Below are 26,448 nucleotides of genomic sequence, written 5' to 3' on the forward strand. Positions count from 1 at the left end.
ACGCGATGAGCACACCCAATTGAAAAGCGCCGGACCATTGGCCCGGCGCATTTCTGTTGCATAGGTCTCTCTATCGATCTGCCGGCTTATGCAGCACGATAGCGTGCGTCCGGACCATTGTAGTCTTCATAGCCCACTTCGCCTTCGCCAGTCCGGAAGCGATCGATCTTCTCGGATAGCATGTCGACGCGCTGGCGCAGACCATGGATTTCGGCGTTGTTTTCCTCGACCATGGCCGCGTTGCGCTGGGTAATCAGCTCGACTTCGGCGACGGCGCGCGTCACTTCCTCAATACTGGTCGACTGCTCCGTGGTCGCAGACGAAATATCGGCGACGAGCTTCTGGACGCCGGTGACGTGGCTGATGATCTCAGCCAGTGCCGCACCGGTCTGCTCGACCAGATGAACACCGTTCTGCACCTGCGCCGAGCTTGCAGAAATCAGGCCCTTGATTTCCTTCGCCGCATTGGCGCAGCGCTGCGCCAGCTCGCGAACTTCCTGGGCCACTACGGCAAAGCCACGGCCCGCCTCGCCGGCGCGGGCAGCCTCGACGCCGGCGTTCAGCGCGAGAAGATTGGTCTGGAAGGCGATTTCGTCGATGACGCCGATGATCGTGGCGATCTTCTCGGAGGAACGATTGATCTCGCTCATGGCGCCCACAGCCTTGGCGACCACCTCACCCGACTGCGTCGCATAGGCCTGCGTTTCATTGACGGAGCTTGCCGTTTGCCGCGCGCGATCGGCGGTCGACCGCACCACGTCGCTGAGGCGATGCAGCGCCCGCGAGCTTTCCTCGAGCGCCGCCGCCTGCTGTTCGGTGCGCCGCGCCAGATCGTCGGCCGACATGGCAAGATTGCCGGTGCCGCCTTTGATTTCTTCGGCGGTATAGCGAACGTCCGTCAGCGTCTCGCGCAGAGCTTCGATGGCGTGATTGTAGGTGAAGGCCATTTCGACGAAGTCCGCAGACAGGTCTTCGCGCATGCTTTCTTCCAGATTGCCGTCGGCAAGCTTGGCCAGAACATCGGCCAGCGCGTTGAGGGCCTGCTTCTGCTCGGCCTCGATGCGGGCGCGCTCGGCAGCCCGACGCGAAGCCTCTTCCGCTGAAAGCGCTCGCGCACTCTCCGCCTCCCGCTCCAGCCGCACGTTTTCAAGCGCCGCATCACGGAAGACGCTAACCGAACGGACCATATCGCCGATCTCGTCGCCACGGTTGCGTCCGTCGATCGCCACATCCAGATCGCCGCTTGCAAGCCGCGTCATGATCTCGGTGACGCGCTTCAGCGGTGCGCGCAGGGTTTCCACCAGCATCAGGCCGCCAACGATGGCAAGCAAGGTGCCGAGGATCATCGCGATCACGGAAACGTTGGCGGAACGCTCGCTGTCTTCCTTGCCAAGCTCCTGCGCCTGGGCGACGAAGCTGCGCAGCGAGGTCATGGCATCAGCCAGCAGACTGTTGGACTGGATACGTGTCGTCTTCCAGTCGATCGAGGTCTGCAGCAGATCCGCCGATCCATTGGTGAGGCTATCGATCAACGGCTGCACATGAGCGGCAAAATCACGCATGGTGGCGTTGGTCTGCCCCAACCCGGAAATCTTGGTCGCCGCAGCCTTCAGATCCCTTAGATCCGTCATCACAGGGTCACGCGAAACCGCATCGCGAACCGTCTCCATGCGCGATGCATGCAGCGTCAGGCGATCGACGATGCCAAGCACCTCGTCGACGCGATCCAGAAGCTCTTTCTGACCGGCGATGATCTTGTCCAGGCTGACGAAACGATCGGCGGCAGTATCGCTGTTCTTGGCCGACTGCAGCGTCATCTCGCCTTCGATCTTCACGAAGCTCTGCAGGATCGGACCCATGGCCTCGACCTTCTGGTCGGGCGTGCCGGAGCCCTTCAATACCGCATCGAGTTTGTCGGCGGCATCGGAGGCATTCGCAACGAGGCTGGCGCCGCGCTTGGAAACCAGCGCCTTGGAAACCGTCACCTGCTTCAGAATGGCATCGGCGTAAGTGCGCGCGTCCGAAATTTCTTCGGTGGAATCGGCGGCCATCTGCACCTGAATGCGCAGATTGCTCATCTTCTCCGACAGCCCCTTATAGGCCGCTGCATCATAGAGCAGCTCCTTGGCGAAGGTTTCCTTGTCGTTGAAATCCTTGCGGATGATATCGATCTGCTTGCCCGCTGCCTTGGCGGCGACTTCGACGCCCTGCACGGACTTGCGGATCGCCTCGACATCGCTGTCCTGCTTCTGCCGGATGGACCAGAGCGTTGCCTGCTGAGTGCGCATCTTGGCCGCAAGCTCGCTGACCGGCACGATCTTGGCGCGCTGATCGTCGCTCAGCAGCCCGCTCAGCCGATGCACGCCCTGCTCCTGCGCATCGATCTTGCCGCTCAGCGCCTGACGCGTATCGTCGGAAGGAGCCGCTGTGAATTCCAAGAGAGCAGCCTGCAGGTTTTCGAAATCGCTGATATTTTCAATCGTGGCCCGCGTCACGGTCATATGACCGTTCAGGATATTGGCCGTGTGATAGCCGACCAGGCCAACGCCGGCGATGAGAACCACCAGCGGCACAACGAAAATGAGAACCTTGGTGACAATCCTGCGGCCTTGCAAAAGTCGATCAATGAAAAACATGCGGCGCCTCAACTGGATTATAAAAATCTCCAGCGAAAGCGGGATCGTCATTCCTGCTGCGCTGCGGTAGGGCTTCTGCCTCATGCAAAACCGTAAGTAGCCTCGAGAAATAAGATTGAATAAGAATTAATCGCCCGCCTAAAAGCGGCCATATCGGGAAAAATCTACAACCTACGGATCATTTTACGACTATTGCGCGAGAAGAGCACCTCCCGCGCGACGACTCTACCGCAGTGCACAATCGAATTTAGCCGCAGCCGAAGGACAAATGATTCCAATTTGCGTCAAACGGCGCTAATCCGGATGGATATATTAGGGGACTCATTTTTCTCATGCGAATGACCAGGAATATGCAGGGCGCGCTCTTCATGGCCGTATCCATGGCCAGCTTTTCCAGTAGCGACGCACTGTCCAAGACGGTCATCGCTTCCATGAATGCGGGCCAAATCATCTTCATCCGCGGCTTGTTCACGACCTTTTTCGTCTATCTCGTCGCGCGCAGGATGGGTGCCTTGCGCTCGTGGAGGGTCGCCTTGCAACCGATGATCGCGCTGCGCATCGCCTGCGAAGCGATAGCGGCGGCAACCTACATTACCGCCCTCGGGATGATGCCCCTCGCCAATGCCTCGGCCATCCAGCAAGCCGTGCCGCTCGCGGTGACGCTTGGCGCGATGATCTTTCTGAAGGAACCTGTAGGATGGCGGCGGTGGACGGCGATTGTCGTCGGCTTCGTCGGCGTGCTCATCATCATCCGGCCCGGCCCTGCGGGTTTCAATACGGCCGCTCTCCTCGTCATCGCCTGCATGTTCGCGACCGCCGCCCGCGACCTGGCGACGCGCTGTATCGACAAGGACGTGCCGTCGCTGATGGTGACCGTATGCACCGCAATTTCCATATCCGTTTTCGGAGGCCTTTGCATCGTTCCCTTCGGCGGCTGGCAGCCGGTAGCCATGATATCGCTGCTCCAGCTTCTGCTTGCCTCCATTCTCGTGCTGATCGGCTATCAGACCGTGATATCGTCAATGCGCACGGGCGAGATCTCCTTCGTCGCGCCGTTCCGCTATCTGAGCCTCATCTGGTCCGCCCTGCTGGGCCTGATCGTCTTCGGTGAAATGCCGGACGGCTGGTCCATCTTCGGCGCCGCGATTGTCATCGTCTCTGGAATCTATACATTCTACCGGGAACACAAACGTCGCGCTGCCGAGCTCATTGCGCGGCAGGCTGACCAGCGCGTTCCCGCTTGAGGTCGCTGCCATGTCGGGCGCCATTGCCAATGCCGACGATATTCCCGTCGTCCTGCTTGCAGGCGGCCGATCAAGCCGCATGGGGGCGAACAAGGCTTTCGCGACCCTCGGTGGCCAGAGCCTCTTTGTCCGTATCGCTGCACGCATCGCTAAAACGCAGGTAAGGCCGGTAGCGCTCAACGCCGATGCGGATTGGCCAGATCCAAAGGGCCTGACGCTGGTCCCCGATGGGATCGCCGGCAAGCTCGGCCCGCTCGCCGGTGTGCTCGCGGCCATCCAGTATGCGGCACAGCACTATCCGCAGGCCTCGCATGTCGCCACGGTGCCGATAGACAGCCCCTTTTTCCCAGACGATCTTCTCGTGCGGCTGGCCGAAGCCATCGGTGCCAGCGATGAAATCGCAATCGCTGCATCGTTCAATCGAGACCATCCCGTTTTCGGTCTCTGGCCTGTTTCCGCCGCCGGCGATCTCGAAACATGGATCCTCACCGACCCAAAGCGGCGGGTCAGGGATTTCCTCGCACGCCATACGGTCCAGCGCGTGGAGTTTCCCGCCGTCCAGACCCCGATCGGCCCTCTCGATCCTTTTTTCAACGTCAATACGCCCGACGATCTTATCGACGCCCAGAATTGGCTTGCAGCACTGGAAGACATGTCATGACGATATCCCGACCGAAGATCTTCGGCATTGCCGGCTGGAAGAATTCAGGCAAGACCGGACTTGCGGTGCGTCTGGTCACCGAGTTCACGCGGCGCGGCTATTGCATTTCGACGATCAAGCATGCGCATCATGATTTCGATATCGACAAGGTCGGCGCCGACAGCTTCCGTCATCGCGAGGCCGGAGCGTATGAGGTTACCATCGTTTCCGGCACGCGCTATGCCATCATGCACGAATTGCGCGGCGCACCCGAACCGAGTTTTGAGGAAATATTGGCGCGCCTAGCCCCTTGCGACCTCGTACTGATCGAGGGCTACAAACGCGAGCCTATCCCGAAGATCGAGGCTCGTCGCCTGGAAGCGGCCCAACGCGAGCCGCTCGCCCCACACGACCCGCATATCGTCGCCATCGCCGCCGACCATGCCGTCGAAGAGGCCGGTTCGCTTGCCGTCTTCGATCTCGATGACACGATTGCAATCGCCGATTTCATCGCCGCGACCACGGAACTCGGCGAGCCGGCAAAATAAAAGGCCGCCAGTTTCCCGGCGGCCCCTTTTCATGTGTCAGCAGACGCTTACTGCTTCGATGCGACCGGACGGACCAGCGGCGTGATGCGCCGGATGGTGACGCGGCGATTTTCCTGCGACGGTCCCGTCGTATTCACCTTGAGATACTGCTCGCCATAGCCCTGAGTTACCAGGTTTTCGGCCGGGATGCCGTAGACATCGGTCAGCACGTTGGCGACCGATTCCGCGCGGCGGTCCGACAGGATCAGATTGCTCTGTGCCGAACCCACGGCATCCGTATGGCCTTCGATAAGGAAGGTCTCGGTCGGATCGCGCTGGATGACCTTCGACATGCCGTCTGCGACACCGCGCAGCGTGCTGGCCTGCGACATCGGAATGTCGGCGCTGCCCGTTGCGAAGGTGATCGTATCGAGGTCGATACGGCGGATCTTGTCACGAATACGGGCCGAATAACGCACTTCGTTGACCGAATAGATTCGCTCGACCGGCTCGACCGGCGGCTCCCGCAGGAAGTCGTAGTAGTTCGCATTGCGGTTGGACGCCGTGTCGATGATGTACTGGCTCAGCGGAATGAGCAGGCGCATCGGCGGCAGGTCGTCGCCCGGATCGCGGAAATAGTCGTCATGATCCGGCCGGTCTTCGAGCTCAGGCGAATAGAACAGCACATATTCCCGACCTCGGGCATCGACACGCGAGCGCTGGATGATGTCACCATAGCGGTTGCGGATGGTGATGATCTGATCGCCGTTCGGCTGGTCGATGGTCTCGCGGTAGCGATCCCGTGGCAGCTGCTCGTAGGTAGGCCGCTCGCCGCCGCGAACGAAGCGGTCGGTATCGTCATGGCGAACGACATAGGTGTTGTCGACATTCACGATGGTGCGATTGTCCTGATTGATGATGGTCTGGATAGACGTGCCCTGCGGCGGGGCGAAATCCGGACGGCGGTCTATCCGGCGGCCCTGCTCGCTGGTCACGGCCTCGATCTTGACGGGCGGTTGCGCCTGGGCGCCGGCGGCGGCGCGTTGTGCCTCGGCATCGGAGGTCGGCGGCTTGGTGTAAGCCGGTGGCGGCTGCTGGGCCGGGTTGGTTTGCGCCTGGCCGCTCTGAACTTGACCGGCCTGCCCGCGACCACCTTGTGCACCAGGAGCGACCGGGTTCTGGCCGCCATTCAGATGTTCTCCGCGACGGACGGAATCCTTCTGGCTGTCGAGCACGGCGCTGCCGTTCTCAACCGGCAGGATGACAGGACCATTTGCCGAAGCCGGATTTTCCGCGATCTTCTTGCGGCGTTCCAGCTCCTGCGGCGAAACCTGTTCTGCCGGAGGCACCTGAATTTCGCCGGCCTGCTGGCCGCTGCCATTGGCCGCTGGAGGCGTTGCACTGCCTTGAGCGGGCGCCACTGCCCCATTGGCGGGCGGCTTGCCAGGCTGCGGGGTGGCTGCCTGATTTCCGGGCTGAGCGGGCTGTGCCTGCGGCTCGCCCTTCTGGGCCGGCTGCTGTGGATTGGCGGCAGGCTGTTCGCCCTGCTGCTGCGTCTGCGGCTGCTTGCCATGCGTCTTGTCGCCGGGCTTCTGTCCCTGCTCGGTGCCGGGTGCCACCTGAGTTCCAGGCTGGGCTTCAGGTTGTGCCTGCGTCGCGGGCTGCTGAGTCTTTTGCCCCTTGGGCGGCTGAGCGGCAGGCGTCTGCGGCTGTTCGGCCGGCTGTTGCGCCGGAGCCTCCGGCTGAGCCTGCTTCTTCGGATGGGCATTCTGGTCAGGTTGGGCCTGCTTCGCCGGCTCCTGCTGAGTTTGCGGCGCGGCGGTCGCCGGAGCTTCCTTCTGGACAGGAGCTTCCTTCGGAGCCTGCGCGGGCTGTTGTGCCTTCGGCTCGGGCTTGGCCTTGGGTTCAGGCTTTGCCTCCGGCTGCGTTTCAGCGGCAGGCTGCTGCTGTTCTACCTTGGGCTGCGGTGCTTCCGCAGGCTGCTTGCCCTTCTGCTTGGGTTGCGGCGCCTCGGGCTGGGCCTCGGGAGCGACGGCCTTCGGCTGCGACTTGGCTTCAGGCTGGGCCTGCGGCTCTTCGGCCGGCTGCTGATGCTGCTTCTTCGGCTCGGGCGGAGCCTCTGCGGCCGGCTGCTGCTTCTGCGGCTTCGGCTGCTCCTGCTCTGCGGGCTGCTGATGCTCGGCCTTCGGCGGCTGGGCTTCCGGTTGCTGCTGCTTCTGCGGCTTTGGCTGCGGCGCCGCTTCGGGCTCGGCCTGCTTGTGCTGCGGCTCTGCACCGCCCTGAGACTTCTGGCCTTCGTGCTTCTGGCCCTGCTCACCCTCGGCGGGCTTCTTGTGCTTGAGCTGCTCTTCGTCCGGCTGGGCGGCCGGTGCCTCCTGCTGAGCCACTTCGAAGCTTCCAGCGACACCCTTCGTTCCGGCGATGCCATTACTCAATGGCGTGATGGCCTGCCCGCTCAACGCTGCAGCGGCTGCCGGCTCGAACGCGAGCGATAGGGACAGCAGCGGAAATGCGGCGCTGGCAAATAGTCTGGATCGCTTTCCCATATGGGATCTCCTCTTATGATCTTTGTCCGCCGAATTGCGAATCTCAGCGGGCAAGGCGATGCCTCACGATCCCGGCCAATTTTCGGTTCTCATGAGGCTGAATCACGGCAAGCCGCTATTAGGTTCCGAACTATTAGGTTGCAGCAATTAACCTCGGCTGAACGTAGCGGATGGCTTTCGTTCAGATTTCCCTTTGGCGCGTTTCCATTGCAGCGGAATTGCGCAATGGCGATTGCCTTCGTGATTCCAGTTGCATTTTCCGGAAAAAAAGTACGAATATCGGCGCAAGGCGGGCCACCGACCCGCTCCACTCGAGCCGTCTGCCAAGAAATAATAATGAGCTGCCGGCCACCACCAGAGAGGACCAATATGCGCATCTCCACTCGTCTTTTTGCCGCCGCATCCTTCGCCGCGATGTCACTCTTCGCTGGCGCCGCGCTTGCCGACGGCGATTCGATCGTGTTCGGCACCGACGCGACCTACCCGCCCTTCGAATCGCTGGAAGCAGGCGGCAAGTTCGTCGGCTTCGACATCGATATAACCAACGCGCTTTGCGATCATATGAAGGTCAAGTGCACCTTCGTGAACCAGGATTTCGACGGCATCATTCCGGCCCTGCAAGCCAAGAAGTTCGACGCCATCATCTCGTCCATGTCGATCACACCGGAACGCCAGAAGATCGTCGACTTCACCAACAAGATCTACAACACGCCGCCGGCGATCGCCGTGCCGAAGGACTCCACCATCAAGGAGGCCACCAACGAAGGTCTGAAGGGCAAGTCGATCGGTGCCCAGTCCTCCACGACGCATGCCAATTACGCTTCCGCCCACCTGAAGGACGCGCAGTTGAAGCTCTATCCCTCAGCTGACGAATACAAGCTCGACCTCGGCAATGGCCGTATCGATGCCGCCATCGACGACGTCGTCGTCCTGTCAGAATGGGTAAAGTCGGACGCCGGCAGCTGCTGCAAGATGCTCGGCACGCTGAAGAACGACCCGGTCATCAACGGTGCTGGCGCAGGCATTGCCATCCGAAAGGGCGACACGGCTCTCCGTGACAAGCTCAACGCGGCCATCGATGCGATCCGTGCGGACGGCACCTATAAGAAGATTCAGGACAAGTACTTCGATTTCGACGTTTACGGCGGCTGATCGCCCGTCGATTCCTTGGGAAAAGACGACGGCGGAAGCTTGCTCTTCCGCCGTTTTTGTTTGACAACGAGAAGAATATAAGCAGAAACGCGGCAAAAGCCGCTAGGGGAAATACAGCATGAGCGGATTGTTTTCCGCCGTCGGTTCCTTGTGGACCTGGTTGAGTACGATTTTCGACCCGTTGTGTGGTCCGGCCGGACTATTCACCGTGTTTACCATGTTCAGCCCGCACACGATGCTCGCCTGTGGCGATGCGGGCTGGGGAGATGAGCTGGCCGGTGGCCTGAAGATTACCATCGCCGTCTCTCTCGCGACGCTGCCACTCGGGATCGTCATCGGTTTCTTCGTCGCACTTGCTCAGCAATCGGAAGAGAGGTCGCTGCGGCTTGCCGCCGGCGTCTTCACCACGATTTTCCGCGGCCTGCCGGAGCTGCTGACGCTCTTCATCATTTACTACGGCCTGCAGATCCTGCTGCAAACGCTGCTTGCCAAATTCGGCTATAACGGTCCCATCGAGATCAATGCCTTCGCTGCGGGCATGGTCGCGCTGGCAATCGTCTTTTCGGCCTATTGCTCGGAAGTGCTGGTATCTGCTTTCAAGGCTATTCCGAAAGGCCAGTATGAGGCAGGCGATGCCTTGGGCTTCCATCGCGCACGCACCATGCGGCTGATCATTGTGCCGCAGCTCGTCCGCATCTCGCTGCCAAATCTCGGAAACCTCTGGATGAACCTGTTGAAGGACACATCCTACGTGTCGATCATCGGTCTTGCAGACATCATCAGGCAGACGGGGATCGCCGTGCGCGTCACCAAGGCGCCCTTCACCTTCTATTCGATCGCCTGCCTGTTCTATCTGACCTTGGCCGTCATTTCGTCGATCGGTCTCTTCTATCTCGACCGATGGGCCAAGCAAGCGGAGGTCCGTCGATGAGCCATGCCGAAATTCTGATCGCGGCGCAGCCGGCTCCGCCGCAAACGGCAAGAAAGCTATCCAAGGCCCGCATCGCTGGCTATTTCTTTCTAGGCTTATGGGCCGTTCTCGGCATTTCGCTGCTGGCGATGATCGTGTTCGGCTGGGATCTCGATAAGGTCGTGACATATGGACCCAGGCTTCGCAACGGTCTCTGGATCACCGTCAAGCTGGTCACCATATCCTTTGTGCTCGGCGCGATCCTGTCGCTACCGCTGGCCTTCGCCCGCATGTCGAGCAACAAGATCCTGAGCACGCTGACCTATTGCTATGTCTATCTGTTCCGCGGCACGCCGCTCCTGGCGCAGATATTCATGGTTTACTACGGGTTCCCGAGTTTCCGCTGGTTCTTCGAGGACATCGGCATGTGGTGGTTCTTCAAGGACCCATTCTATTGCGGCGTCTTCGCCATGACGCTCAATACGGCCGCTTATCAGGCGGAAATCGTTCGAGCTGCCATCCAGAGCGTGCCGAAGGGCCAGAGCGAAGCGGCCAACGCCCTCGGCTTCCATACATGGATCGCCTTCCGCAAGATCATCATTCCCCAGGCGCTCATCGTTGCCCTGCGCCCCTACGGCAATGAAATCATCCTGCTGATAAAAAGTTCGGCGACGGTTTCCATCATCACGGTCTATGACCTCATGGGCGAAACACGCTACGCGTTTTCGCGGACTTACGACTACCAGATCTATCTCTGGGCAGCGATCTTCTATCTGGTGATCGTCGAGTTCATGAGAAACGGCTGGGCTTGGATGGAAGGCCGGCTGACGCGCCACCTCAAGCGCTGATCGGATAAAGGCGGCGCAAGCCGCCTTTATTGGCAGCACTCGCTTGATATCGCTGCTAACGCATTGATTATTTAATTGAAATTCCCTTTGCGACACTTTTGTAAAGCTTGAGTTTACCTTGAGCTGTTTCCATATCTTAGTGACCATGAGTCACGAACAAGAATGGGAACGGAAAGAGAAAGCTCATGCACGACGACATGCAAAAGCAGTTGCAAGGCTATGGGTTGACGACGGCGCAGATCCTCTATCACCTGCCCGACCATCCGCAATTTCTCCAGACCTATATCTGGCAGGACTATGACCTTGCCCCGAACTTCCCCGAAATGCGCGGCTTCCTGAAATTCTGGCAGGAGAAGCTGGACGGACCGCTGCATTCGGTACACTACGTTCACCGCAAGCTCATATCGGCAACCGAGTGGCGGGCCGTGAAAGGCGAATTCATCCTGCACTGAGGCAATCAGGCCGAATGTGCGGCGTTTCTCTTACGGCGACGCTGCCGCCGTCAGACATGCGCTTCGCCATGGACAAAGTCCCCTTCATCCGACCCGCGATGGAGCGTGCCATAGACAACAGCAGCGTAGAAAACCGCGACAAGAACGATGACAACTACGCCGGGGATCGGCCCGAGTGCTGCATTGTCGGTGATGTAGCTCCATGAATGCGCCATCTCTTGCGCGGCGGGATCAGTCTGAAGTCTTGGCGTCGAAATCTTCAGGACCCACGCCAGCAGCAGGATCGCATACATCCAGCAATAATTGCGCCGCAAGCGCCGCTGCGCCGCTTCGGCATAACTGAGCAGCAGCCGCGGAGCGCGCAGACTGGACGCAATCGCCAGCGCCCAATCATTGTTGAGTTCGGCTTGCGGCGCCAGGATTTGCGCAAAATAGTTCCGCTCCAGCTGCCGCACGCGCGAGCGGTAGACATCGAAGAAGCGATATCGCCGCGCTTCGATCATCAGTAGCAGCGTGATCAGCATCATGCCGAAGAGCAGCACGCCGTGATGAGACGAGGGCGTCGATAGCGACACGGAAAGCAGAGCCGCAACCACCGTGATCGCCCAGTTCGACGTCCGGTCGATGCGATCGCGCCAGCTTGTCATCCTCGCCAGTTCGCCCCGGTAGTAATGGGTCAATGTGTTGGTGACTTCAGCCGATGACGACGGCATGGAGGGACGACCGCGCTCAACTGGGCTGTTTGTTGGGTTCGGTGCGGTCAGTTCGGTATCCATGGTTGTTCCTCCCTTGTTTTTTATTCGGATAGCGTCCTCAATTCGCCTTTACCGAAAGCGATATTCTGCACCTGCAAGGCAAGCATTGCAAAAGCTGATCAAGCGCCTTAATGCCTGCGTGACAAAAGGAAGGGCCGGCATCCATGGCAAAGAAGAAGATCGACGAAGACGCGCTGGCGGAAGCCTACAACCGGGCATTGGCACTGGAGAAGGCGGGCGATATCGACGCCGCGGTCAAAGCCTACGAAGAGGTTTTGGCTCTCGATCCGGAAGACCATGGCGGCGCTGCCGTGCGCATCGCCTCGATGGGGCGCGGCGAGATACCGGTGAAAGCGCCGGATGCCTATGTCGAGACGCTGTTCGATCAGCACGCCGAGGTTTTCGAGGATGTGCTCGTCGAACAGCTCGGCTATCACGTTCCCGTCCTCGTTCGCCAGCGCCTGCAGACACTTGGCCTGGGACCGTTCAAGCGCATGCTCGATCTCGGCTGCGGTACGGGCCTGACCGGGAGCACCCTGCGCGACATCGTCGATGACATCACCGGCATCGATATCTCGGAAAACATGGTCGAAGTAGCCCACGAGAAGGACGTTTACGAGACCCTCTTCGTCGCCGAGGTCGAGGACTTCCTCGACGACAACGATGAGGATGCCTTCGATCTGATTACCGCTACCGATGTCCTGCCCTATCTCGGTGCGCTGGAACCCCTGTTCTTCGGCGCAGCCGAAAACATGACAGCGGGCGGCCTCTTCATCTTCTCTTCCGAGACCCTGCCGGAAGCGACAATGGCCGGACGCCCATATATGGTCGGCCCGCATCAGCGTTTCGCCCATTCCGAGGCCTATGTGCGCGAACGGCTGACGGCGACCGGCTTCGAGCTCATCGAAATCACCGACATCAACGTCCGCATGCAGGATGGCCAGCCGACGCCGGGCCATCTGATCATCGCCCGCCGCCGCGCAGACTGAGACCATCGACATCAAGTGGAAAATAGTTATCCAAATGGATAACTATTTTCTTGCTCCGCGGCGATCGAGCTGATACTTAGCCATTCAGATAAGTTTCAGCTCGAACCTTGGACTTGGAAAGGTCGTCGCATGTCCCTCACTCTCTACCAGCATCCGCTCGCCTCCTTCTGCCACAAGGTGCTGATGGCGCTTTATGAAAACGGCACGCCGTTCGAGAGCCGGATCATCGATCTCGGCAATGAGGAATCACGCGCCTCATTGGTGCGCCTCTGGCCGCTCGCCAAGTTCCCGGTGCTTCGCGACGAAGCGCTCGACAGCACCGTGCCTGAAACCAGCATCATCATCGAATATCTCGACCGGCACTATACCGGAGCAGCGCCGCTATTGCCGACAGATCCGTCGGATGCTCTGTGCGTCCGGCTTTGGGATCGATTCTTCGATCAATATGTTCAGGACCCGATGCAAAGAATAGTCGCGGACGTCCGCCGGGCAGACGGGGATCGAAGCCCGCAAGGCGTTTCCGAAGCCCAGGCACTGCTGCGCACCGCCTATGGGATGATCGAAAAGCAGCTGGATGGGAAAACCTGGATCACCGGCAACAGCCTGACCATGGCAGACTGTGCCGCTGCACCTGCGCTTTTCTATGCCGAAACCGTCGTTCCCTTTGGAGAGGGGCATACCCGGCTGAAGGCCTATTATCAGCGCCTCCTCGACCGTCCGTCCTTTGCCCGCGTCCTTAAGGAAGCCATGCCTTATTTCCACATGTATCCCTATAGCGAGAAATTGCCGTCGCCGCTCCGGCCGGAAAAGCCGAATGCTTGAAGACGCGCAAGCGCTCGACCGCATGTTCCATGCCCTGTCCGACCAAAGCCGGCGCGGCATGATCGACCGGCTCGGGCTAGGGCCTGCTTCCGTCACGGAACTGGCCCAGCCCCTGGACATGGCGCTGCCGACCGTGATGAAACATCTGCAGGTGCTGGAAACCAGCGGGCTCGTTCTCTCGGAAAAAGCCGGCCGGGTGCGAACCTATCATCTTCGCAAGGAGGCGCTGGCATCCGTGGAGCGATGGATTGCCGAACGCAAGGCATCCTGGAACAGGACCTTCGACCGGCTCGACATATTTCTGGCAGATACATCGACGGAGACGACGGGCGAATGAACGAAAGATCGACAGACCATACGACCATCACCATCGAGCGCCACTTCAAGGCGCCGCTGCCGCGGGTCTTCAATGCCTGGGCAATCCCCGAGCAGAAACAGCGATGGTTTGCCTGCAGTGGTGACTGGACGCAGCTGGATTTCCAGCTCGATTTCCGCACCGGCGGCAGCGAAAGCAATCGGACCGCCTCGACCAACGGCGTCGTGCACGCCTATCAGGCCCGCTATGTCGACGTCGTCCCGAACGAGCGCTTCATCTATGCTTTCGACATGATGCTCGACGACATCAGAATTTCCGTGTCGCTGGCGACGGTCAGCTTTGAACCGGAACCCGGCGGTACGAAGATGACCTTCGTCGAACAGGTCGTGTTCCTCGACGGCTATGGCGACAATGGTTCGCGGTTAATGGGCACCGAAATCGGCTTCGACAATCTAAGACTCTTTGTCGAGGCGGACGATACGAGAGCGAATTAGCCCCGAATCTCGCCAAGGATGGCAGCCAAAAGCCGCCCTTCGAGTTCGGCGAGCGCCGGATTGCCGTGGCGGCGCGGATGCGCATGAGGAATGGCGAGATCGAGCACGATCCTACCCTCGTCCAGCACCACGACCCGATCGGCCAGATGCACCGCTTCGCTGACGTCGTGCGTAACCAGCACCGCGGTAAAGCCGAGCTCGCGCCAGACGAGGTTTAGCAGCTCCTGCATGCTGACGCGCGTCAGGGCATCCAGCGCACCGAGCGGCTCATCGAGCGCAAGGATACCGGGCTTGCTGACGAGTGCGCGGGCGAGTGCCACGCGCTGCTTCTGTCCGCCGGAAAGGCTGGAAGGCCATTCGCCTGCCTTTTCGGCAAGCTGCACCTCGGAAAGAACGGACGCAGTCTCCTTCCGCAACACATCCTGCGGCACGCCCTCGCCCAGACCGACGGCGGCATTGTCTGCCACGGAAAGCCAGGGCAGCAGCCGCGGCTCCTGAAAGACGATGCGCGTGTTGGGTTGCGCCTCGCTGCCATCGGTCGCTTCGAAGCGCAGATGCCCAGCGCTCGGCTCTTCCAGTCCCATCAGGATGCGCAGTAGCGTACTCTTGCCGCAGCCGCTCTTGCCGATGACGGCAACGAACTGGCCGGCGGGAATATCGAGATCGATGCCACGCAGAACGCGGTTGTTTCCGAAGCTCTTCTCCAGCCCCTTGATATGGATGGCCGCGGCCTGCGGAGCCGCATGTTCAGCTTCAGCCCGTGGGCGATCGAGTACGTTGACGCTCATGGCAGGTTCCTCAATTCTGATAGGCCGGGTTCCAGCGCAACGCCCGGCGCTCGATCGTCCGCGCAACCACATCGGCGAGCTTGCCGAGAATGGCGTAGATGACCAGCGTCAGGACGACGACATCGGTCATGCCGAATTCACGGGCATTGTTGGCCATGTAACCGATGCCTGACGACGCCGCGATCGATTCAGCAACGATGAGCGTCAGCCACATGATGCCGAGGGCAAAGCGCAGTCCGACGAGAATGGATGGCAAGGCGCCGGGAAAGATGACCTTCCGGAACAGCGTCCAGTTGCTCATACCATAGACCCGTCCCATTTCGATCAGTCCGCGGTCGACATTGCGCACACCGTGATAGGTGTTGAGGTAGATCGGGAAGAGCACGCCAAGTGCCGTCAGGAACAGCTTCGATTCCTCGCCGATCCCGAACCAGAGAATGACGAGCGGCACCATGGCGAGGTGCGGGATGGTGCGCAGCATTTGCAGCGTCGTATCGGTCAATTGCTCCGAAAGCCTGGATACGCCGTTGGCTATACCGAACAGGAAGCCGATCGAGCCGCCGACCAGCAAGCCCGCAAACGCGCGACCGGCGCTGACGAGGATGTTGTTCGGCAGCTGCCCCGAGATCGTGGTCTGCCAGAAAGCGACCACGACTGCCGCCGGCGACGGCATGATGCGGGTGGAGATCCATCCGAACGACGATCCGAGCTGCCATGCCGCGATGACGACGATTGGCAGCAGGAAGGGCAGAAACCTCTGAAACGAGATGGCCTGCCGTGCGGCCCTGGCCGGGCGCGTGCGGCGTTCCGAACCCACGCGTACGAAAGACGTGTCGAATGCCGTCATGGGGATCTCCCTTCAAAGGTGGCGTTACGAGCCGGAAACCACCTTCAGATTGCCGCCGTGGCTGCCGCCCGCAAAGATCTGTTTGGCGCCGAACTCGTTGCGGAATCCCGCGCGCTGTTCCTCGCGGCTCAAGCCGAGTTCGGGGAACAGAAGCTCAGCGACACGATAGGCTTCCTCCAGATGCGGATAGCCGGAGCCGATCACGGTTTCGATGCCGAGCTCCTGATATTCGCGTAGCCTTGCCGCCACCGTTTTCGGCGACCCCACAAGTGCCGTGCCGGCACCGGCGCGAACCAGTCCGACACCGGCCCAGAGGTTCGGCGACACTTCGAGCTTGTCGCGACGACCGCCATGCAAAGCCGCCATGCGCTTCTGCCCCACGGAGTCCGACTGCGTGACGAATTGCTCCTGCGCCTCGCGGATCGTCTCGTCATCGAGCTTGGAAATCAGCTTCTCAGCGGCGGCCCATGCCTCTTCGTCCGTCTCGCGAACGATAAAGTGCAGGCGGATGCCGAAGCTCACCTCGCGTCCGCGCTTGGCGGCCGCAGCCCGCACCTTCTCGATCTTTTCAGCCACCTGCGCCGGCGGCTCACCCCAGGTCAGATATTTGTCGACGCGACCGACGGAGAAGTCGATACCGGCATCGGAAGAGCCACCGAAATAGAGCGGCGGCCGCGGCGCCTGTACCGGCGGCAGGCCCAGCCGCGCATTGATCGCCTTGATATACTTGCCTTCGAAGGTGGACGAGCCCGTCTCCAGCAACTCCTCCCAGACGTGGAAAAATTCATCGGCATGGGCATAGCGCTCGTCATGTTCCAGATGAATGCCGTCGCCCGCCAGCTCGGCCGGGCTGCCGCCAACGACGATGTTGAGCAGAACGCGGCCATTCGAGACACGATCGAGCGTCGAGGCGAGACGCGCATAGTAGACTGGCGACGCCGTACCCGGGCGGATCGCGACGAGGAACTTCAACTTCTGCGTATGGGCGGAAAGAGCAGCTGCGGTAACGAAGGATTCCTCGCAGGAGACGCCCGTCGGCAGCAATACGCCGGAATAGCCAAGGCGATCGACCGCCTGCGCGATCTGCTGGAGGTATCCGATCTCCGGCCCCCGATTGAGATCGGAGGTGCCGAGATAGGTGCCGTCGCCGGAAGTCGGAATGAACCAGAGAAAATCGATGGGTTTTGCGGTCGCGGTCATGACGTTTTCCTGCCTTCTGGATGCGCGTGATCGGAAGCCACTTCCCGATGTTCGATCTGGATAGTGACATAGACTATGGATTATATCGACAATGCAGATTTTCTATTGCCAGGCATTGGACGGAATATTTTTGCTGAAGCGACCCACATCCGTAGTGTTTCGGATGTGGGTTGCCGCAGCGGCAGTGGCCGCTCCTCAGCTCGCCTTCGGTCGCCAGACGATATCCGTGACGGTCAGTTTCTTCGGCACGATCCCGAGATTGTAGAATTCATCGGCCAAGCCCTGCTGATAGGCAATTGCGGCATCCGTGATGGTCGAGACACCGCCGAGATCGGCGCCGGGACGCGTCAGTGTCACTCGGGTCACCGCTGCCGGAACGCCGGTAATTTCGGTTAGCGCTGCAACGCTTTCATCCAGATGGGACTGTGCCGCTGCGCCGACCTTGGCAAGCTCATCAATGATGTCGGCGACGACCTGCGGGTTATCCTTGGTGAAATCAGTGTTGGAGAGGAAGTAGCTGAAGGAGTCGACGATCCCACGCGCTGTCGTCAGGATGCGGGTATCCGGGTCTGCCTCGGCGATGGCGAGATACGGATCCCAGATCGACCAGGCGTCGATCGCGCCGGTCTTGAACGCTGCTGAAGCATCCGGCGGCGCAAGATCCAGTGCCTGAATGTCGTTGACCGTGAGCCCTCCTTTGCGCAGCGCCTTAACCGTGACGTTGTGGGCGCTGGAACCGCGCTTGAAAGCGACTTTCTTGCCCTTGAGATCGGCGAGCGTCTGGATCGGCGAATCCTTGCGAACCAGAATGGCCGAGCTTTCGGGACTGCCGGTGTAGAGGCCGACATAGAGCAGGTTGCCGTTGGCGGCCTGTGCAAAGAGCGGCGGCACGTCACCGGTAGCGCCGAAATCGAGAGCGCCCGCACCAAGCGCTTCGAGCAGCGGCGGACCTGAGGTGAACTCCGACCATTCGACCGAGATCCCGCGATCGGAAAGCCGCCTTTCCAGCGCGCCCTTGCGTTTGGCGAGCGCCAGCACACCGTTCTTCTGCCAGCCGATCCGAAGCGTCGTTGCTGCGGCCGCTCGCGCCGACCGGATCGAAGGCAAAGCAAAGGCGGCCGCCGTGGCGCCGAGGAGGCCGAGTGTCTGTCTGCGCGAAATCATCGAGGATCCCTTTTCATGAGGCCCTGGCGCTTCCGCGGCCATCGGCTCGTTGTCGATAGCTAAGGATCGCAAATCCATAGATTATATCGACAAAGGATATTATGAAGTTTTGGGCACAAATCGAAATTTAATTCCCGAAAATGGAAAAATCAGAAATGTGATTTCAAATGCTGTGCTACGGTGACAAGTTGCCCGATAGATCGGCCTTCCGTCCCTTCGGGCTTTCCGCTAAGCCTTCGAGTCGAATTCGGACAGGGAGTTATAAGAATGGCAAAGGTCGCGTTCATTGGCATGGGCGTAATGGGTTACCCGATGGCAGGGCATCTCAAGGTCAAGGGCGGGCATGACGTTACCGTCTACAACCGCACCATCGCCAAAGCCGAGGCATGGGCCAAGCAATATGACGGCAAATTCGCCCCTACCCCGGCCAAAGCCGCCGAAGACGCCGACTTCGTCTTCACCTGCGTCGGCAATGATGATGACCTGCGCTCGGTGACTACAGGTGAAAACGGCGTCTTTTCAAGCATGAAGGCGGGCGCAGTCCTCATCGACAATACGACCGCCAGCGCCGAAGTTGCCCGCGAGCTCTATGCGGCAGCCAAGGAAAAGGGCGTGGAGTTCATCGACGCGCCGGTTTCCGGCGGGCAGGCTGGCGCCGAAAACGGCGTGCTGACTGTGATGTGCGGCGGCCACGAAGCCGCGTTCGAGAAGGCCCGTCCCGTCATCGACGCTTATGCCCGCATGGTTGGCCTGATGGGGTCGGCCGGCGCGGGGCAGCTGACCAAGATGATCAACCAGATCTGCATCGCCGGCATCGTGCAGGGCTTGGCCGAAGGCATTCATTTCGGCAAGCAGGCCGGGCTCGATATCGAAAAGGTCGTGGACGTCATTTCCAAGGGTGCCGCCGGCTCATGGCAGATGGAAAACCGCCACAAGACCATGAATGCCGGCAAGTACGATTTCGGCTTCGCCGTCGATTGGATGCGCAAGGATCTCGGCATCGTCCTTGAGGAAGCCCGCCGTAACCAAGCCAAATTACCGCTGACGGCGCTCGTCGACCAGTTCTACGGCGATGTCCAGGCGATGGGAGGCAATCGCTGGGATACCTCCTCGCTGCTCGCGCGCCTGGACAGGAAATAGGAAGACCGCCCCAATTGGCGACATCGGCTGAGCGCCTCAAGACAGGGGCGCTCAGTCTAGATCAATCCTCGTTGGACTTGGCATTCTCAAGCAGCATGTAATCGAGCGGCAGTTCCGTCGAATACTTGATCTGCTCCATAGCAAAAGCGGAGGAGACGTCGCGGATTTCGATCTTGGCGATCATGCGCTTGTAGAAGGCGTCATAGGCGGCGATATCGGGAACGACGACGCGCAGCAGATAGTCGACGTCACCGCTCATGCGATAGAACTCGACCACTTCCGGAAAATCGGCGATGACTTCGGAGAAGCGCTTCAGCCATTCGATGGAGTGGCTGTTGGTGCGGATGGAAACGAAAACGGTAACCTTCGTGTTAACCTTTTCAGGGTCAAGAAGAGCCACGCGACGGCGAATGACGCCATCCTCTTCCATCTTCTGGATGCGGCGCCAGCAGGGTGTCGTCGACAATCCGACCTTCTTGGCAAGGTCGGCCACGGCCAGAGTGGAGTCCTCCTGCAACAGGCGCAGAATTTTGCGATCAAGGCGGTCCATTTTAAGCATCCCTTCGAATTATATTCTCTCTATAGCCTATTTCAGGGACGAGAAAAGAAACTTTTTTCAGGAAACCAGGAATCTCACACGTTCTTGTAATACGGGAAGCAGTTCCTCCTCAAACCAGGGATGGCGCTTCGGCCAGCCGCTATTGCGCCAGCTTGGGTGCGGTAACGGCAGTATGGCCGGCGAACGGTTGGTCAGGAGATAGCGCCGCCATTCGGCGACCGTCTCGGTCATGGACGCCATCCGCTCAGTGCCCATATGCCATGTCTGGGCATATTGACCGATGGTCAGGATCAGCTCGATCTGCGGCATTGCCTCCATGGCTCTCCGGCGCCACAACGGCGCGCATTCCTTGCGTGGCGGCAAGTCGCTGCCGGCCGCATCATAGCCCGGGAAACAGAAGCCCATCGGCAGAATGGCAAAATGATCGGGGTTGTAGAAACTCTCGCGATCGACGTTCAGCCACTGCCGCAGGCGATCACCGGAAGCGTCGTTGAACGGCAGGCCGCTCTCGTGGACGCGCAGGCCCGGCGCCTGCCCGGCAATCAGGATGCGCGCAGTCGAGGAAAGAGTGGCAACCGGCCGCGGCTCGTGCGGCAGCCGATACGCCTCACCCTTGGCCGGCTTATCCCGACAGACGCGGCAGGCGGCAATCGCCTGGCTCAGCTTCTGCAATTCTGCTTCATTCATCATGCGAGCCCCTGCCGACGAGCTGCCTTATATAGTCTATCAGACCCTTCATCGGATCATCCGCTGCGGATTGTTGCATTCGCTCCTCGCGCCGGTAATCGCCGGGCCGTTCGAAATCGCCAGCCCATACGCCCGCCTTCGCTTGCCGTGCCGCCCGCTCTTCGGCGGCATAGCCGCCATAGGAAAGCGCCATGCCTTTGCGAACCATCGCGGCATTAATATCGACATCGCCAACCACGCAAGTCACCAGGAGGCGACCATAGCGATCCCTCTCCTGCCCGCGGCATTCCGGCTTGCCGGTCTTAACGATTGTGGCGAGAGCCTTGCGCGCTTCTTCGCCGCATGCCCAATCGGCGCCATCGCGCCGACACCGTTGCCGATATTCCGGCGCATCGATGCCCTTCAATCGCAGACGGTCTCCGTCAGAGGAAAGCGTATCACCGTCGATAACATAAAAGTCGCCTGTGTGAACGAGTTCCGGCCGATTATTCATTTTCAACGCGAGCAAAGCGAGAATGGCGAGCAAAGCAAATGTGGCCGCGCCGTCTCGAAAAAGGCGGCCTGACCGCATCACGTTCCTGCCTCCTTTAACAACAAATCCTTGGCGAAGATGGCAAACAAATCATTTCAGCGCAGCATCTTCTTAAGATTTGGCAGCTAGTCTGTAATCTCACGCAGACCAAGTTTCAACGAAACCATGAGAACCGGCGTCAGCACATCGACAGATAAAAACATCGTCGACCGATCGCGCAGCCACCACAACCGGGCTGTGTCGAAGGCCGTGCGGGAGACGCGCGAGCGCCTGCAGACGGGGCACAGCAGCAATTTCGACAGCGAACTCATGGCCATGCACATCGACACGCTGCTGCAGGGCGCTGCTATCGTGCCGATCTTTGTCGTCGTCGTCGCCGCGCTCGGGGTGTACCTGACCCGCGACGCGGGGATCTTCCTGTGGACCATTCCGATCCTGACGGCGCACGCCGTCAACATGCTGCTCGGCAGACGCGCCAAGAAGCAGGAAATGACACTTGAAAGTGCCAGGAAGTGGCGGCAGATCCTGTTGCTGGGGCAGCTGCTGACGGGCCTCTGCTGGGCAATGTTCGCGATGCAGAACTGCTCGACTTGCGGCGGAGACAGTTTCAGCCTGTACAAGGGCACGACCTTGCTGGTGGCGATCTGCATCACGGCAATGGCAAGCTTCATGCTGCCGCGCGCCGTGCCTTTCGCGTTTGCGCCGGCAACCGTGGTGCTGGTCGTGACCGCGATCCTGACCCGAAAACCCTCGGACATTGCGCTGACCGCCGCCGTCTCGGTTGCCGTGATCTTCTTCACCTTCATCACCAACAGGATGTTTCAATCCAATCTGAAGATCCTCTCCTTCCAATCGGAGAAGGACGACCTGATCGCGGAACTCGAGGTCGCAAACTCCATGTCCGACGAGGCGCGCCGGCGCGCGGAAGAGGCAAACCTCGCCAAGTCGCGATTCCTGGCCTCCATGTCGCATGAGCTCAGGACGCCGCTGAACGCTATTCTCGGCTTCTCCGAGGTCATGTCGGCCGAAGTCATGGGACCGCTGAACAATCCGACCTACCGGGAATACACCACCGATATCCATCGATCCGGGCAGCACCTGCTCAACCTGATCAACGAAATCCTCGACCTGTCGCGCATCGAAGCCGGCAAATATGAGCTGAACGAGGAAGCCATCTCTCTGCTCGATATTACGGAAGACTGCATCGGCATGGTGCAGCTACGCGCCCGCGCCAAGAATATTTCCATCTCCTCGCAGATCGAGCCGCAGCTCCCGTCCGTCTGGGCCGATGAAAAGTCCATGCGGCAGGTCATCCTCAATCTGCTGTCGAATGCCGTGAAGTTCACGCCGCAGGGCGGCGAGATCACCGTCAAGGTCGGCTGGACGGCGGGCGGCGGGGAGTATGTGGCGATCAAGGACAATGGGCCTGGCATTCCCGAAGAGGAAATTCCGGTGGTGCTCTCCGCCTTCGGTCAGGGCTCGATCGCCATCAAGAGTGCTGAGCAAGGCACTGGCCTTGGTCTGCCGATCGTGCAAGCCATTCTTGCCAAGCATGATGGTCAGTTCCTGCTGAAATCCAGGCTGCGGGAAGGCACCGAGGTCATAGCGATCCTGCCGGCCAAGCGGGTGCTGCAAAGCCTGCCGGCGGTGGAAGACGCTCCGCTTGCCGGGCGGCGCAAGAAGAGCTTCGCCTGAAGTTCAGATTCCGCGGCCTAGCGGAAAAGCAAATGGCTGCCGATGACGTAAAGCAGATAAAGACCGGAGGCGACCAGCATGCAGAGCACCGCGAAGGAGCCGAGATCCTTGGCATGCTTGCCGACGTTGGAAATCTCTGGAGATATCCGGTCGATAACCTCTTCGACGGCCGTATTCATTGCCTCTACGGCGAAAACGCCGAGGAAAAGCACCACGGCGATAATGATCTCGCCGACACTTGCGCCCACGACAATCAGCAGGATCAGCGAAATTCCCGCGAACAGAAGCTCCTGACGGAAGGCAGCTTCCTGAAGCAGCCGCTGAAAACCGCCCCACGAATAGCTGGCAGCGGCGAAGAAATGCCGGATTCCGGTTTCCTTGGTCACTGCAGGTTTCGAAAACTCAGCCATTCCCGCTCCGCCCGTAATGTTCCGATTGCGATTTAGGCGCCTTGCGAATACCGCCTCGCTCTCGCCGAGGCAAGGCGACACTTCCGAGCGCCCTCAGAATTCATTACAGATTTATGACGCGAACCGATAGTTCCACAGGAAAATCGGCGGCGAAATACCCTTCGAGCATCTCGCCGCAAGATCCCATCAATGTTTGTTGGCGACGCCTGCACTTTCGAAGGTCGCCATACCGGAATGACAGGCAGCGGCCGCCTTGACGATCCCGGCTGCGAGCGCAGCACCTGTGCCTTCGCCGAGCCGCATGCCGAGCGCCAGAAGCGGCGTCTTGCCGAGCTTTTCGATCGACTTCAGATGCCCCGGCTCGCCGGAGACATGGCCGATCAGGCAATGATCGAGCGCCGACGGATTGGCAGCCTTGAGAATAGAGGCTGCGGCCGTCGCGACATAGCCGTCGATGATGACAGGGATGCGTTCCATGCGCGCCGCAAGAATAGCGCCAGCCATAGCGGCGATCTCACGGCCACCGAGGCGACGCAGGATTTCGAGCGGATCGGAAAGATGATCACGGTGCAGCGCGACCGCCTTCTCGACGGCGGCGATCTTGCGCTTCAGCATCTCACCCTCAGAGCCGGTTCCGGGACCGACCCAGTCCTCCGCCTTGCCGCCGTAAAGCGCATAATGGATGGCGGCGGCGATCGTGGTATTGCCGATACCCATCTCGCCGACGCAGAGCAGATCCGTGCCGCCGGCAATCGCTTCCATACCGAAGGCCATGGTGGCAGCGCAATCGCGTTCGCTGAGCGCCGGCTCCTCGGTGATATCGGCGGTCGGAAAATCGAGCGCCAGATCGAAGATCTTGAGGCCGAGGTCGTAAGCGACGCAGATCTGGTTGATCGCCGCGCCGCCGGCAGCGAAATTCTCCACCATCTGCTGCGTGACGGAAGGCGGGAACGGCGTAATCCCCTGCTTGGTGACGCCATGATTGCCGGCGAAAATCGCGACCAGCGGCCGGGTCACGGCAGGCGGGCGGCCGGTCCAGGCGGCCAGCCAGAAGGCGATCTCCTCGAGACGGCCGAGCGCGCCTGGCGGTTTGGTGAGCTGCGCGTCGCGCTCGCGCGCTGCCACGAGCGCGCGTGCATCCGGGCCTGGAAGGTCGCGCAGCAGCGTGCGGAAATCGTCGAATGGCAAGCCGGTTACGCTCATGAATGCCGTTCCTTGTCTTTTGGTCTCAAATCAGGTTCTTTGCGTGCGACTCTATTAGTCTTAGGAAACGGCGCGAACAACTCCAAAAGCGTTCGATGCAGCCGTGCAAATAGCAGGGAGCGGAAGAAATGCGGGAATATATGCGCGACACCGCGCGCGCCGTCGCTTTCCTAAGCCGCATCCCCGTTTCGACATCCTTCTTTGCAGCTTATGACGGCAAGCTCGCGTCGGTTTCAAGGGCCTTTCCCTTGGCCGGCCTGCTGGTCGTGTTCCCCGCCGCCGCTGCCTTCGGCTTACTGCTTGCTTTGCATGCCGATCCGCTGATGGCAGCGCTTCTCGCTCTCACGGTGCAAACGATCACGACGGGGGCTTTGCACGAAGACGGTCTCAGCGACACCGCCGATGGACTGGGCGGCGGTACGGATCGCGATCGCATCCTGTCCATCATGAAGGACAGCCGCATCGGCACCTATGGCGCGGCCGCGCTGATCCTGTCCTTTGGGCTGCGTGCAGCGGCGTTGGCCGCCATTGCCCGTCACGCCACGCCGTCGGGCGCAGCCATCGCACTTCTCGCCGCGGCCGTACTCAGCCGCGGAGCAATGGTATGGCATTGGCATGTGCTCCCTTCGGCAAAACCGGACGGAGTCGCGGCTTCTGCCGGCCAGCCGGATGGCGACGCCATGCAGCTGGCGCTGATCACGACGCTTGGCCTTGCCGCGCTATTGATCTGGCCGAGCCTCGGCATTCCCGCGCTTATCTCCTGCCTTCTGGTCGTCGCCATCGCGACGTTTTTGTTGAATAGGCATGTGCGCCGAAGACTGTCCGGCCATACCGGTGACACCATCGGAGCGACGCAGCAGATTTGCGAGATCGCCTCGCTCTGTACCCTTGCCATGTGCGTTTGAAGCCTCGATATATGATCTCATGCTAACACCCTGCATCCTTGTCTGTTCTCTCGACGCGAACACCGGTTATTGCCTCGGCTGCGGCCGCACGGCTGCGGAAATCGGCGCATGGATGAGCTATGGCGACGACGAACGTCTGGAGATCATGGAGCTTCTTCCGGCGCGCCTGGCAAGGCTCGAGCGCCAGTCGCAGGAGGAAGCTCGCCGGCCTCAGCCGATACGGGAGCGCAGCGCCGTATGAACCGCCTGAACATCGTTCTCGCCATTCTCGGCATCGGCCTCGCCCTGCTCGTCTTCAACAGCAACACCGGCACGACCTTCGGCATGCACAATGACGACTTTGCTCGGATCGTCTATCTCTTGCCGATCGCCCTGATGATGAGTGCCGCTGTCTGGGGCAGTCGCCATACCGTCAGCCAGTCGCTGCGCAATCTGCTGATCTGGTTTGTGGTCATCATGGCCCTGGCGACGGCCTATATCTATCGCTACGACGCAGAGCGCGTCGGAAATCGCCTCTTCGCCGGCCTGATTCCCGGCCACGCCGTGGTCGTCACCACCAGCGAAGGCGGCCAGGAGGTGATCCTCCACAAGCGCTCCAGCGGGCATTTCGAAGCAGTGGTCAAGATCAACGGGCAGCCGATCGACATGCTCATCGACACCGGTGCCAGCACCATTGCGCTATCGCAAGAAGATGCCGCTCGCGTCGGCATCATTCCGGAAAACCTTACCTACTCCATGAGCGTAATGACCGCGAACGGCCGCGCAAGTGCTGCTCCCGTCGAGCTTGGCTCGGTCTCGATTGGGCCTATCAAGCGGCGCGACGTCAAGGCAAGCGTGGCGGAAGCCGGCAAGCTGGACCAGAGCCTGCTCGGCATGAGCTTCCTCGAGACCCTGGGATCCATGCAGATGCAGACCGACGAGCTGCGGCTTCGGGATTGAGCGGCAAAGGTAGAAATCAATAGTTCGGCGGGGATCGAAGCATTCAGC

Annotated in this window: 28 protein-coding genes; 16 read left to right on the forward strand and 12 right to left on the reverse strand. The window is 60.3% G+C overall.

The window, feature by feature from the left end; genetic code table 11:
• Nucleotides 1–86: 86 nt before the first annotated feature.
• Complete coding sequence (locus GA0061102_RS27105; protein ID WP_092855063.1) at nucleotides 87–2,636, reverse strand: methyl-accepting chemotaxis protein; 2,550 nt, start codon at nucleotides 2,634–2,636, stop codon at nucleotides 87–89.
• A 332-nt stretch (nucleotides 2,637–2,968) separates the two neighbouring features.
• Between GA0061102_RS27105 and GA0061102_RS27110 the strand changes: the two genes are divergently transcribed.
• From GA0061102_RS27110 to mobB, 3 genes are read left to right on the forward strand one after another with little or no spacing between them, the layout of a single operon-like run.
• Nucleotides 2,969–3,880 (forward strand): DMT family transporter, encoded by a 912-nt coding sequence (locus tag GA0061102_RS27110; protein WP_092854995.1) that lies wholly within the window; start codon nucleotides 2,969–2,971, stop codon nucleotides 3,878–3,880.
• 10 nt (nucleotides 3,881–3,890) lie between these two features.
• A complete protein-coding gene (gene mobA / locus GA0061102_RS27115; RefSeq protein WP_092855065.1) occupies nucleotides 3,891–4,541 on the forward strand; it encodes a molybdenum cofactor guanylyltransferase MobA in 651 nt (216 codons plus the stop codon).
• Nucleotides 4,538–5,068: a molybdopterin-guanine dinucleotide biosynthesis protein B gene (gene mobB, locus GA0061102_RS27120; protein WP_092854997.1), complete on the forward strand. Its 531-nt coding sequence runs from the start codon at nucleotides 4,538–4,540 to the stop codon at nucleotides 5,066–5,068. Before mobA ends, mobB begins: the two co-directional genes overlap by 4 nt.
• A 47-nt stretch (nucleotides 5,069–5,115) precedes the next feature.
• On the opposite strand, the gene GA0061102_RS27125 is transcribed toward mobB, so the two are convergent.
• Nucleotides 5,116–7,593 carry an OmpA family protein gene (locus GA0061102_RS27125; RefSeq protein ID WP_092854999.1) on the reverse strand — a complete coding sequence of 826 codons (2,478 nt, stop codon included), beginning with the start codon at nucleotides 7,591–7,593 and terminating at the stop codon, nucleotides 5,116–5,118.
• A gap of 369 nt (nucleotides 7,594–7,962) precedes the next feature.
• On the opposite strand from GA0061102_RS27125, the gene GA0061102_RS27130 reads away from it, so the two are divergent.
• The 4 genes from GA0061102_RS27130 (at nucleotide 7,963) to GA0061102_RS27145 (ending at nucleotide 10,955) form a co-directional block, all read left to right on the forward strand.
• The gene (locus GA0061102_RS27130) at nucleotides 7,963–8,745 is read left to right on the forward strand and encodes a lysine/arginine/ornithine ABC transporter substrate-binding protein (RefSeq protein WP_092855001.1); all 783 of its coding nucleotides are present in this window, start codon (nucleotides 7,963–7,965) and stop codon (nucleotides 8,743–8,745) included.
• A 118-nt stretch (nucleotides 8,746–8,863) separates the two neighbouring features.
• On the forward strand, nucleotides 8,864–9,676 hold the full coding sequence (locus tag GA0061102_RS27135) for an ABC transporter permease (RefSeq protein ID WP_092855003.1): 813 nt from the start codon (nucleotides 8,864–8,866) through the stop codon (nucleotides 9,674–9,676).
• On the forward strand, nucleotides 9,673–10,503 hold the full coding sequence (locus GA0061102_RS27140) for an ABC transporter permease (RefSeq protein WP_092855005.1): 831 nt from the start codon (nucleotides 9,673–9,675) through the stop codon (nucleotides 10,501–10,503). Before GA0061102_RS27135 ends, GA0061102_RS27140 begins: the two co-directional genes overlap by 4 nt.
• 185 nt (nucleotides 10,504–10,688) lie before the next feature.
• Nucleotides 10,689–10,955: an usg protein gene (locus GA0061102_RS27145; protein WP_092855007.1), complete on the forward strand. Its 267-nt coding sequence runs from the start codon at nucleotides 10,689–10,691 to the stop codon at nucleotides 10,953–10,955.
• A 50-nt stretch (nucleotides 10,956–11,005) separates the two neighbouring features.
• On the opposite strand, the gene GA0061102_RS27150 is transcribed toward GA0061102_RS27145, so the two are convergent.
• Nucleotides 11,006–11,731, reverse strand: a complete 726-nt coding sequence (locus GA0061102_RS27150) for a DUF2270 domain-containing protein (RefSeq protein ID WP_092855009.1) — start codon at nucleotides 11,729–11,731, stop codon at nucleotides 11,006–11,008.
• Between the two features lie 143 nt (nucleotides 11,732–11,874).
• On the opposite strand from GA0061102_RS27150, the gene GA0061102_RS27155 reads away from it, so the two are divergent.
• The 4 genes from GA0061102_RS27155 to GA0061102_RS27170 all read left to right on the forward strand — a co-directional run bounded on the left by GA0061102_RS27155 (nucleotide 11,875) and on the right by GA0061102_RS27170 (nucleotide 14,331).
• Nucleotides 11,875–12,699, forward strand: coding sequence for a class I SAM-dependent methyltransferase (locus GA0061102_RS27155; protein ID WP_092855011.1), 825 nt, complete (start codon nucleotides 11,875–11,877; stop codon nucleotides 12,697–12,699).
• Nucleotides 12,700–12,828: 129 nt separating this feature from the next.
• Nucleotides 12,829–13,521 carry a glutathione S-transferase family protein gene (locus GA0061102_RS27160; protein ID WP_092855013.1) on the forward strand — a complete coding sequence of 231 codons (693 nt, stop codon included), beginning with the start codon at nucleotides 12,829–12,831 and terminating at the stop codon, nucleotides 13,519–13,521.
• Nucleotides 13,514–13,858, forward strand: a complete 345-nt coding sequence (locus GA0061102_RS27165; protein ID WP_092855015.1) for an ArsR/SmtB family transcription factor — start codon at nucleotides 13,514–13,516, stop codon at nucleotides 13,856–13,858. Before GA0061102_RS27160 ends, GA0061102_RS27165 begins: the two co-directional genes overlap by 8 nt.
• On the forward strand, nucleotides 13,855–14,331 hold the full coding sequence (locus tag GA0061102_RS27170) for an SRPBCC family protein (RefSeq protein ID WP_092855017.1): 477 nt from the start codon (nucleotides 13,855–13,857) through the stop codon (nucleotides 14,329–14,331). Before GA0061102_RS27165 ends, GA0061102_RS27170 begins: the two co-directional genes overlap by 4 nt.
• On the opposite strand, the gene GA0061102_RS27175 is transcribed toward GA0061102_RS27170, so the two are convergent.
• The 4 genes from GA0061102_RS27175 to GA0061102_RS27190 all read right to left on the reverse strand — a co-directional run bounded on the left by GA0061102_RS27175 (nucleotide 14,328) and on the right by GA0061102_RS27190 (nucleotide 18,330).
• Nucleotides 14,328–15,119, reverse strand: a complete 792-nt coding sequence (locus tag GA0061102_RS27175) for an ATP-binding cassette domain-containing protein (RefSeq protein ID WP_092855019.1) — start codon at nucleotides 15,117–15,119, stop codon at nucleotides 14,328–14,330. The genes GA0061102_RS27170 and GA0061102_RS27175 overlap by 4 nt on opposite strands.
• A 10-nt stretch (nucleotides 15,120–15,129) precedes the next feature.
• Entirely contained in the window at nucleotides 15,130–15,966 is an 837-nt protein-coding gene (ssuC, locus tag GA0061102_RS27180; RefSeq protein ID WP_092855021.1) for an aliphatic sulfonate ABC transporter permease SsuC, read from the reverse strand.
• 24 nt (nucleotides 15,967–15,990) lie between these two features.
• Nucleotides 15,991–17,166, reverse strand: coding sequence for an FMNH2-dependent alkanesulfonate monooxygenase (ssuD, locus tag GA0061102_RS27185; RefSeq protein ID WP_092855023.1), 1,176 nt, complete (start codon nucleotides 17,164–17,166; stop codon nucleotides 15,991–15,993).
• A 195-nt stretch (nucleotides 17,167–17,361) separates the two neighbouring features.
• Nucleotides 17,362–18,330, reverse strand: a complete 969-nt coding sequence (locus tag GA0061102_RS27190; protein ID WP_092855067.1) for an aliphatic sulfonate ABC transporter substrate-binding protein — start codon at nucleotides 18,328–18,330, stop codon at nucleotides 17,362–17,364.
• A gap of 267 nt (nucleotides 18,331–18,597) precedes the next feature.
• Between GA0061102_RS27190 and GA0061102_RS27195 the strand changes: the two genes are divergently transcribed.
• Complete coding sequence (locus GA0061102_RS27195) at nucleotides 18,598–19,470, forward strand: NAD(P)-dependent oxidoreductase (RefSeq protein ID WP_092855025.1); 873 nt, start codon at nucleotides 18,598–18,600, stop codon at nucleotides 19,468–19,470.
• A gap of 61 nt (nucleotides 19,471–19,531) precedes the next feature.
• Here the strand turns inward: GA0061102_RS27195 and GA0061102_RS27200 are convergent, their stop codons facing one another.
• The 3 genes from GA0061102_RS27200 to GA0061102_RS27210 form a co-directional block, all read right to left on the reverse strand.
• Nucleotides 19,532–20,020, reverse strand: a complete 489-nt coding sequence (locus GA0061102_RS27200) for an Lrp/AsnC family transcriptional regulator (RefSeq protein ID WP_069613098.1) — start codon at nucleotides 20,018–20,020, stop codon at nucleotides 19,532–19,534.
• A gap of 66 nt (nucleotides 20,021–20,086) precedes the next feature.
• The gene (locus tag GA0061102_RS27205; protein ID WP_092855027.1) at nucleotides 20,087–20,719 is read right to left on the reverse strand and encodes a uracil-DNA glycosylase family protein; all 633 of its coding nucleotides are present in this window, start codon (nucleotides 20,717–20,719) and stop codon (nucleotides 20,087–20,089) included.
• Complete coding sequence (locus tag GA0061102_RS27210) at nucleotides 20,709–21,290, reverse strand: thermonuclease family protein (RefSeq protein WP_092855029.1); 582 nt, start codon at nucleotides 21,288–21,290, stop codon at nucleotides 20,709–20,711. The genes GA0061102_RS27205 and GA0061102_RS27210 overlap by 11 nt, the downstream gene beginning before the upstream one ends.
• Nucleotides 21,291–21,413: 123 nt before the next feature.
• Between GA0061102_RS27210 and GA0061102_RS27215 the strand changes: the two genes are divergently transcribed.
• Nucleotides 21,414–22,943 carry a sensor histidine kinase gene (locus tag GA0061102_RS27215; protein ID WP_092855031.1) on the forward strand — a complete coding sequence of 510 codons (1,530 nt, stop codon included), beginning with the start codon at nucleotides 21,414–21,416 and terminating at the stop codon, nucleotides 22,941–22,943.
• A 17-nt stretch (nucleotides 22,944–22,960) separates the two neighbouring features.
• On the opposite strand, the gene GA0061102_RS27220 is transcribed toward GA0061102_RS27215, so the two are convergent.
• Nucleotides 22,961–23,353, reverse strand: a complete 393-nt coding sequence (locus tag GA0061102_RS27220) for a diacylglycerol kinase (RefSeq protein ID WP_092855033.1) — start codon at nucleotides 23,351–23,353, stop codon at nucleotides 22,961–22,963.
• A gap of 186 nt (nucleotides 23,354–23,539) precedes the next feature.
• Nucleotides 23,540–24,556, reverse strand: coding sequence for a nicotinate-nucleotide--dimethylbenzimidazole phosphoribosyltransferase (cobT, locus tag GA0061102_RS27225; protein WP_092855035.1), 1,017 nt, complete (start codon nucleotides 24,554–24,556; stop codon nucleotides 23,540–23,542).
• A 128-nt stretch (nucleotides 24,557–24,684) separates the two neighbouring features.
• Between cobT and GA0061102_RS27230 the strand changes: the two genes are divergently transcribed.
• Genes GA0061102_RS27230 through GA0061102_RS27240 form a run of 3 tightly spaced genes read left to right on the forward strand, consistent with a single transcriptional unit; the run spans nucleotide 24,685 to nucleotide 26,400 of the window.
• The gene (locus GA0061102_RS27230) at nucleotides 24,685–25,461 is read left to right on the forward strand and encodes an adenosylcobinamide-GDP ribazoletransferase (RefSeq protein WP_092855037.1); all 777 of its coding nucleotides are present in this window, start codon (nucleotides 24,685–24,687) and stop codon (nucleotides 25,459–25,461) included.
• Nucleotides 25,462–25,480: 19 nt separating this feature from the next.
• Nucleotides 25,481–25,702, forward strand: coding sequence for a DUF1289 domain-containing protein (locus GA0061102_RS27235; RefSeq protein ID WP_092855039.1), 222 nt, complete (start codon nucleotides 25,481–25,483; stop codon nucleotides 25,700–25,702).
• On the forward strand, nucleotides 25,699–26,400 hold the full coding sequence (locus tag GA0061102_RS27240; protein WP_092855041.1) for a retropepsin-like aspartic protease family protein: 702 nt from the start codon (nucleotides 25,699–25,701) through the stop codon (nucleotides 26,398–26,400). Before GA0061102_RS27235 ends, GA0061102_RS27240 begins: the two co-directional genes overlap by 4 nt.
• Nucleotides 26,401–26,448 lie beyond the last annotated feature (48 nt).

Origin of the sequence: Martinezella miluonensis, assembly GCF_900094545.1 — a bacterium.
Classification (GTDB): domain Bacteria; phylum Pseudomonadota; class Alphaproteobacteria; order Rhizobiales; family Rhizobiaceae; genus Rhizobium; species Rhizobium miluonense.